Origin of the sequence: Allobosea sp. (assembly GCF_030694325.1) — a bacterium.
Taxonomy (GTDB): domain Bacteria; phylum Pseudomonadota; class Alphaproteobacteria; order Rhizobiales; family Beijerinckiaceae; genus Allobosea.
In genome coordinates this window covers 1-6,528 of record NZ_JAUXYO010000238.1, presented here as the reverse complement: position 1 = coordinate 6,528, position 6,528 = coordinate 1, and the positions used below count along the sequence as shown (strand labels likewise).

Genomic DNA, 6,528 nt, shown 5'->3' with positions numbered 1-6,528 from the left:
CCGTCTGCTGCGCCTGGCGATTGCACCAGGCCGCCAGCATGATCGCGACCGCGACGCCGCCGATGGCCACGCGGGTCGACGTCGCGCAACGCAGACGCGCCCGCAAGGCTGGAATTGCGGGCGCGAGAAACCGTGTGCGCTGACGCGCTTGAGTCGACATGGGCCCGGTCTAACGCGAAAAACCCTCCAGCCCCATGTTAAATGACACAGGCGGCCCGGTGCCCTCAGGCCTCGCCGTCGGAGTCGTCCCCGGTGAGGAACTGCCGGCCGAGGAGGGCCCCGAGGACGACGACTCCCCCGACGAGGGCGAAGCGCCAGCCCTTCTTCGAGGTCAGGCCCGTACCGAGCAGCTTTGCCGCCAGAGGTGCCGCGACCAGCGCGGTGGCCGCCATCGGGCGAGCGGGCCGCGGGCGATTCTTGACGTAGAAGCCAATCGCGATCGCCACGAGCCCCGTCAGGAACAGGCCGCCCGCCACGAACAGACTAGCTTCCACCGAGCCGTAGCGCAGGGCCAGGGCGCTGTGGAGGGCGGCCACCAGGTAGCCGCCGGCACAGATCATCAGAAGGAGGCCGAGCCCCAGCAGGACCGCGACCGTGACGTTGCGACGGACCGCGCCGGAGATCTCTCCGGCGATATAGGCCCCGATACCCCCGAGCATGACGTCAGCGCGCCGAGAGGAAGCCGACGAAGAGGCCGACCGCCGCCGCCAAGCCGAGCGCCCGCAACGGACGCTCGCGGATCTCCTCCTCGATCAAGCGCTGCAACTCGGTCGCCTGCTCCTTGGCGACATCAGCCATGCGGTCGGTATCGACGCCGACGGAGCGGAGCTTTTCGTTGACGGTCGCGACCAGATCCTCGGCGCCGCGGGTGAGGCTCTCCTCGATGGCGCCGGCCTCGCGCTTGACACGGGCGGCGGCCTGGCGCGCTTCGCCCGCGATGTCCTCCCCGCCGGCGACAACCTCGTCCTTAACCCGCTTCGCGGAAGCGGCTGCGCGTTTGGCGGTGGTGCTGGTGGCCATGTCGGTCATCCTGTCCTTGCGTGATTCAACTCGATCGATCGTTTCGGCGATCCACCCCGGCCGGCGACATCGGCCCGGGCCGGATGCCGGGGCCAACGCCTGCGCGGCGCGCGGGTTCCCTGGCTTGCCGGCTCAGGACGGTTTCGCCTCGGCCTGTTCCTCGGCCTGCGAAGCGCGGTAGCGCGCGAATTCCTCCTGGGCCACCATGGCGACCAGCAGGATCGGAGTCGAGAGCACCGCGCCCACAGGCCCCCAGAGCCAGAGCCAGAAGATGAAGCCGATGAAGACCAGAAAGGGCGACACGGTCAGGCGGCTGCCGACGAAGACCGGCGTCACCGCATTGCCCTCGATCAGGTGGATGACGAAATAGGCCGCCGCCGGCCAGACGGCCGCGAGGACGACGGGCGCGTCGACCAGGGCACCGGCGAACAGCATGGCGGTGACGATGATCGGGCCGATAAAGGCGAGATAGTTGAGGACGAAGGCCAGCGCGCCCCAGAAGATCGGATAGGGGAGGCCGGCCAGCCAGGCGATGCCCATGGTGAGGACGCCCATCCCCAGGTTGATCAACGTCACCAGGCCGAAATAGCGCGCCACGCGCGTCTCGATCTCCTGGAAGAAGACGCCCGCTGACTTCCGAGCGCCACGACCGAGGCAGAGGCGCAGGGCGCGAGCCTTGAGGTGGCGCCGCGTGGCGAGCCAGAAATAGACGGTCGCCACGAAGATCAGCATGCCGCCCGCGATCGTGGAGGACGACATGGCGAGATCGATCAGGGGATTGCCCTGCGAGACGCTGAGTTCCGCGCCGGTCTTGCCCATCAGCGTGCCGATGGCAGCCTTCGCCTCGTCCAGCATGACGACGATGCCGGCGAGCTTGGTCTTGAGCGCGGTCATCATCGCCGGGCCCTGATCGCTCAGGCTGGCGACGGGGACTGCGAGCACGGTGAACGCTGTGATGATGACCCCGAGGAAAAGCAGGACGACGAGCGCCGCGGCGAGGAGCTGGGGCACGTTGCGGCGCACGAGCCCGTCGACCGCCGGCCCGAGCACCAGGCCGAAGATGATGCCGGCCGTGATCGGCAGGGCGATCACCCGTGTCAGATAGAGCGCGCCCGTCAGCAGGATCACGAAAATGCCGATGATCGCATAGCGAACGATCAGATCATGCTCGGACGGGGTGACGTCCTCGTGCAGGTCTTCCGCTTCGACCTCGGGCTCCGCCATGTAGCGCGGGAAGGGCCTCCAGGCAGACGAATTGAGCATGATGACAGGTTCCGACGCGCGACAGCGCCCCCCGGCGCGTATGCAGCGACAACGTGCCCTGGCGTCAGAAAGTTCCCGTCAGTGAGCCTCGTCCCAATTGCCCGCCGCGCGGGCATCGACCTGGAGCGGGACCCGCAGCTGCACGGCAGGCTGCGGCGCCTCGACCATCACCCGCGTGATCACCGGCAGCGCCGCCTCGACCTGATGGTCGGGCACCTCGAAGACCAGTTCGTCATGCACCTGCAGGAGCATGCGCACATCGAGCCTCGCCGCCGCCAGCGCGTCCTCCATGCGGATCATGGCGCGGCGGATGATGTCGGCGGCCGAGCCCTGGATCGGCGCGTTGATCGCCTGGCGCTCGACGAAGGCACGCTCGGAGGGGTTCTTCGATGCCACCGCCGGGAAATGGCAGATGCGCCCGAAGATCGTCTCGACATGGCCATTGGCGCGCACGAAGGTCTTGGTCGCGTCCATGTAGTCGCGGATGCCGGGGAAGCGCTCGAAATATTTGCGGATATAGGCGCTCGCCTCCTCGCGGCCGATGCCGAGCTGGTTGGCGAGGCCGAAGGCCGAGATGCCGTAGATGATGCCGAAATTGATCGCCTTGGCGCGGCGGCGGACCTCGCTCGGCATTCCCTGCACGGGCACGCCGAACATTTCGGAGGCCGTCATCGCGTGGATGTCGATGCCGTCGGCGAAGGCCTGGCGCAGCTGCGGGATCTCGGCGATATGCGCGAGCAGGCGCAATTCGATCTGGCTGTAATCGGCCGAGACCAGCTTGTAGCCCTTTTCCGCGACGAAGGCGGTGCGTATCTTGCGGCCGGCTTCGGTGCGGATCGGGATGTTCTGCAGGTTGGGCTCCGACGATGAGAGACGGCCCGTCGTCGTCGCCGCCAGCGCGAAGGAGGTGTGCACGCGCTGGGTCTGCGGATTCACATAGGCCGGCAGCGAGTCGGTATAGGTCGATTTCAGCTTGGCGAGCTGGCGCCATTCCAGGATCTTCGCCGGCAGCGGGTGGCCCTGCTCGGCCAGCTCCTCGAGCACACCGGCGCCGGTCGCCCATTGGCCGGTCGCGGTCTTCTTGGCCCCCGACAGGCCCATCTTGCCGAAGAGGATGTCGCCGAGCTGCTTGGGGGAGCCGATGGTGAATTTCTCGCCGGCGATCTCGTAGATCTCGTCCTCCAGCCGCGCCAGCGACTGGGCGAAGTCGCCTGACAGCCGCGACAGGATCTGACGATCGATCGCGATGCCATGGGCCTCCATGCGGGCGAGCACGGCGATCAGCGGGCGCTCCAGCGTCTCGTAGACGGTCGTGCGTCCCTCCGCAGCGAGGCGAGGCTTCAGGGTGCGCCAGAGCCGCAGCGTGACGTCGGCATCCTCGGCGGCATAGTCCGTCGCCTTGTCGAGCGCGACCTTGTCGAAGGTGACCTGCGCCTTGCCGGTGCCGGCCACCTGGCCGAAGGTGATGGTCTCATGGCCGAGATGCAGCTCGGAGAGGCGGTCCATGCCGTGGCTGTTGCTGCCGGCATCGAGCGCATAGGAAATCAGCATCGTGTCGTCGACGGGGGCGACGTCGACGCCGTAGCGCTTGAGCAGGACGAGATCGTATTTCAGGTTCTGGCCGATCTTGATCACGCCGGGGTCGGCGAGCAGCGGCTTCAGCGCCGCCAGCGCCTGATCGAGCGGGATCTGTCCCTCCAGCATGCCGCCGCCGAAGAGATCGGTGCCGCCGCGATGCTGCAGGGGGATGTAGCAGGCCTTGCCGGGCGCGACGGCCAGCGAAATGCCGACGAGATCGGCCTGCATCGGGTCGATGGCGCTGGTTTCGGTGTCGATCGCGACATGGCCGGCCTCATAGGCGGCGGCGATCCAGCGCTCCAGCGAGGCGAGATCGCGCACGCAGTCATAGCCCGTGCGGTCGATCTTGGCCCCGAGCGCCTCGCCTTTGCGGGCGGCGGCGAGATCGGCCGGCTTCAGCCAGCCCTCGCCGCCCGTCGCCGAGACCGGCTGGGTCACGGCCGCACGGGCCATCTCGGCCACGGAAGGCGCTTCCTCGGCTGCGTCGGCGCCAGCATAGAGCGCCTTGAGTTCGGCCGCGCGCGTACCGCCCGGCGCGAGATCGGCGTCGGCGTCGATCGCCGCGACATCGGCGTCATAGGCCTCGGCCACGCGCTTGGTGATGGTGGTGAATTCCATCGCCTTGAGGAAGGCGACGAGCCGGACGGGATCGGGCTGGCCGAGCGTCAGGTCCTCGAGCGGCGTCTCGACGGCGACATCGTCGACCAGGCAGACCAGCTTGTGGGAGATGCGGATCTTCTCGACGATCTCCGGATTGGTCAGGGTCTCGCGGCGCTTGGGTTGCTTGATCTCGGAGGCCCGCGCCAGCAGCGTTTCCAGGTCGCCATATTCGCCGATGAGCTGGGCTGCCGTCTTGATGCCGATGCCCGGTGCGCCCGGCACATTGTCGGTGGCGTCGCCGGCCAGCGCCTGGACATCGGTGACCTTGTCGGGCGTGACGCCGAAATACTCGACGACCTCGGGCTCGCCAATCTTGCGCTCGGCCCGGAAACCCGCGCCCTTCTTGGCGTCGCCGGAGGCGGGGTCGTACATCGCCACGCCCGGCCGCACGAGCTGCATCAGATCCTTGTCGGCCGAGACGATCAGCACGTCGGCGCCGGCCTCGCGCGCCTGTTTCGCATAGGTCGCGATCAGGTCGTCGGCCTCGTAGACGTCCTGTTCGACCGGCAGCAGGCCAAAGGCGCGCACGGCCTCGCGCATCAGCGGGAATTGCGGGATCAGGTCGGGCGGCGGGTCCGAGCGGTTGCCCTTGTAGGCGGGATAGATCGCCTTGCGGAAGGAGTTCTCGGATTTGTCGAAGACGATGGCGAGATGCGTCGGGCGGACGCCGAGCACGCCCTCGCGCACGAACTGGAAGAGCTTGGTGGCGAAGAGCCGGACCGCACCGGAGGGCAGGCCGTCCGAGCGGACATTGTATTTCCGGTCCTGGTTGATCGACTGGAAATAGGCCCGGAAGATGAAATTGGAGCCGTCGACCAAGAAAAGATGGTCGCCGGGCTTCAGGGCGGGCCCTGCGGTCGTCACGGCGGCGGTGCTGGCTGTCTCGCTCATGGCGCGGACCATAGTGGTCCGGCGCAGCCCGTGTCCATCGGCGCGGGCGGCCGATCGGCAAGATGCTGTCAGGAGCGGGGCCGCCTCATGGGGCGGCCCCGCGTGCCGATCAGAGCGCGGCGCGCTTGTCGGTCTTCGCGACGCGCGCCAGCAGATAGTCGACCTCGGTCTTCGCCAGGGCGCTGATCGCCGAGCCCGGCTTGCGCTGGGCGTCGCTGGCGAGGATGCCGCGCTTCATCAGCGTGTATTTGCGCACCGCCAGCCCGGCGCCGAGCTGCTGCTCGTAGCGCATTAGCGGCAGATGGGCGTCGAAGATGTCATGCGCCTCGTCGCGCTTGCCGGCCTTCTGCAGCTTCACGACGTCGATCAGCAGTTCCGGGAAGGCGTAGCCGGTCATCGCGCCGTCGGCGCCGCGCTCCATCTCGAAATCGAGGAAGAGGCCGCCATTGCCGGTGAGGATCGAGATCGGGCGCAGGGAGCCCTCCTTCTGGACCTTGCGGAGCGTCGAGATCTTCTCGAGCCCCGGCCAGTCCTCATGCTTGAGCATGACGCAGGAGGGGTTGTCGGTGACGATCTTGCGGATCACGGCCGGCGTCATCACCACCGAGAGCGTCAGCGGATAGTCCTGGATGACGAAGGGAATGTCGCTGCCGATCGCCTCGACGGCCTGGGCGTAGTAGCCGGTGATCTGGTCGTCGGTGCGCAAGCTCGGCGGCGGGGCGATCATGACGCCGGCGGCGCCGAGTTCCATCGACTGGCGCGCGAGCGTCCGCATGGCCGCGAAGCCCGGCGCCGAGACGCCGACGATGACCGGCTTGCCCGGCATGCCGGCCACCGCCGTCTTGACGATGCGCAGGGATTCCTCCGGCTCGAGCTTGGGCGCCTCGCCCATGATGCCGAGCACCGTCGTGCCGTCCGAGCCGATCTCGTCATAGAAGGCGTAGAGCTTCTCGGTGGAGGCCCAATCGACCGTGCCGGCGGGGTTGATCGGGGTCGGCGCGATCGGGAAGACGCCAGCGGCGTCGGCGGTCAGGGTCATGGATACGGCTTTCCTGCGGGATGGGGAACGGGTTCGTGCGCTCAGGCGATCCGGGTGCGGACGGTGCCGACGCCGGC

General features: G+C 68.0%; 5 protein-coding genes. All 5 read right to left on the bottom strand.

Going from position 1 to position 6,528, the window contains the following annotated elements; translation table 11 throughout:
• Window positions 1-224: 224 nt before the first annotated feature.
• Complete coding sequence (locus Q8M82_RS15795) at window positions 225-659, bottom strand: hypothetical protein (protein ID WP_305692288.1); 435 nt, start codon at window positions 657-659, stop codon at window positions 225-227.
• A 4-nt stretch (window positions 660-663) separates the two neighbouring features.
• Window positions 664-1,020 (bottom strand): DUF883 C-terminal domain-containing protein, encoded by a 357-nt coding sequence (locus tag Q8M82_RS15790; RefSeq protein ID WP_305692287.1) that lies wholly within the window; start codon window positions 1,018-1,020, stop codon window positions 664-666.
• Window positions 1,021-1,152: 132 nt separating this feature from the next.
• On the bottom strand, window positions 1,153-2,283 hold the full coding sequence (locus Q8M82_RS15785; RefSeq protein WP_305692286.1) for an AI-2E family transporter: 1,131 nt from the start codon (window positions 2,281-2,283) through the stop codon (window positions 1,153-1,155).
• Between the two features lie 78 nt (window positions 2,284-2,361).
• A complete protein-coding gene (gene polA, locus Q8M82_RS15780) occupies window positions 2,362-5,412 on the bottom strand; it encodes a DNA polymerase I (RefSeq protein ID WP_305692285.1) in 3,051 nt (1,016 codons plus the stop codon).
• Between the two features lie 109 nt (window positions 5,413-5,521).
• Window positions 5,522-6,451: a dihydrodipicolinate synthase family protein gene (locus Q8M82_RS15775; RefSeq protein WP_305692284.1), complete on the bottom strand. Its 930-nt coding sequence runs from the start codon at window positions 6,449-6,451 to the stop codon at window positions 5,522-5,524.
• Window positions 6,452-6,528 lie beyond the last annotated feature (77 nt).

Bases quoted from the DNA above. Each gene is read 5' to 3' on its own strand.
- Q8M82_RS15795 (WP_305692288.1), bottom strand. From the start codon at position 659: ATGCTCGGGGGTATCGGGGCCTATATCGCCGGAGAGATCTCCGGCGCG.
- Q8M82_RS15790 (WP_305692287.1), bottom strand. From the start codon at position 1,020: ATGGCCACCAGCACCACCGCCAAACGCGCAGCCGCTTCCGCGAAGCGG.
- Q8M82_RS15785 (WP_305692286.1), bottom strand. From the start codon at position 2,283: ATGCTCAATTCGTCTGCCTGGAGGCCCTTCCCGCGCTACATGGCGGAG.
- polA (WP_305692285.1), bottom strand. From the start codon at position 5,412: ATGAGCGAGACAGCCAGCACCGCCGCCGTGACGACCGCAGGGCCCGCC.
- Q8M82_RS15775 (WP_305692284.1), bottom strand. From the start codon at position 6,451: ATGACCCTGACCGCCGACGCCGCTGGCGTCTTCCCGATCGCGCCGACC.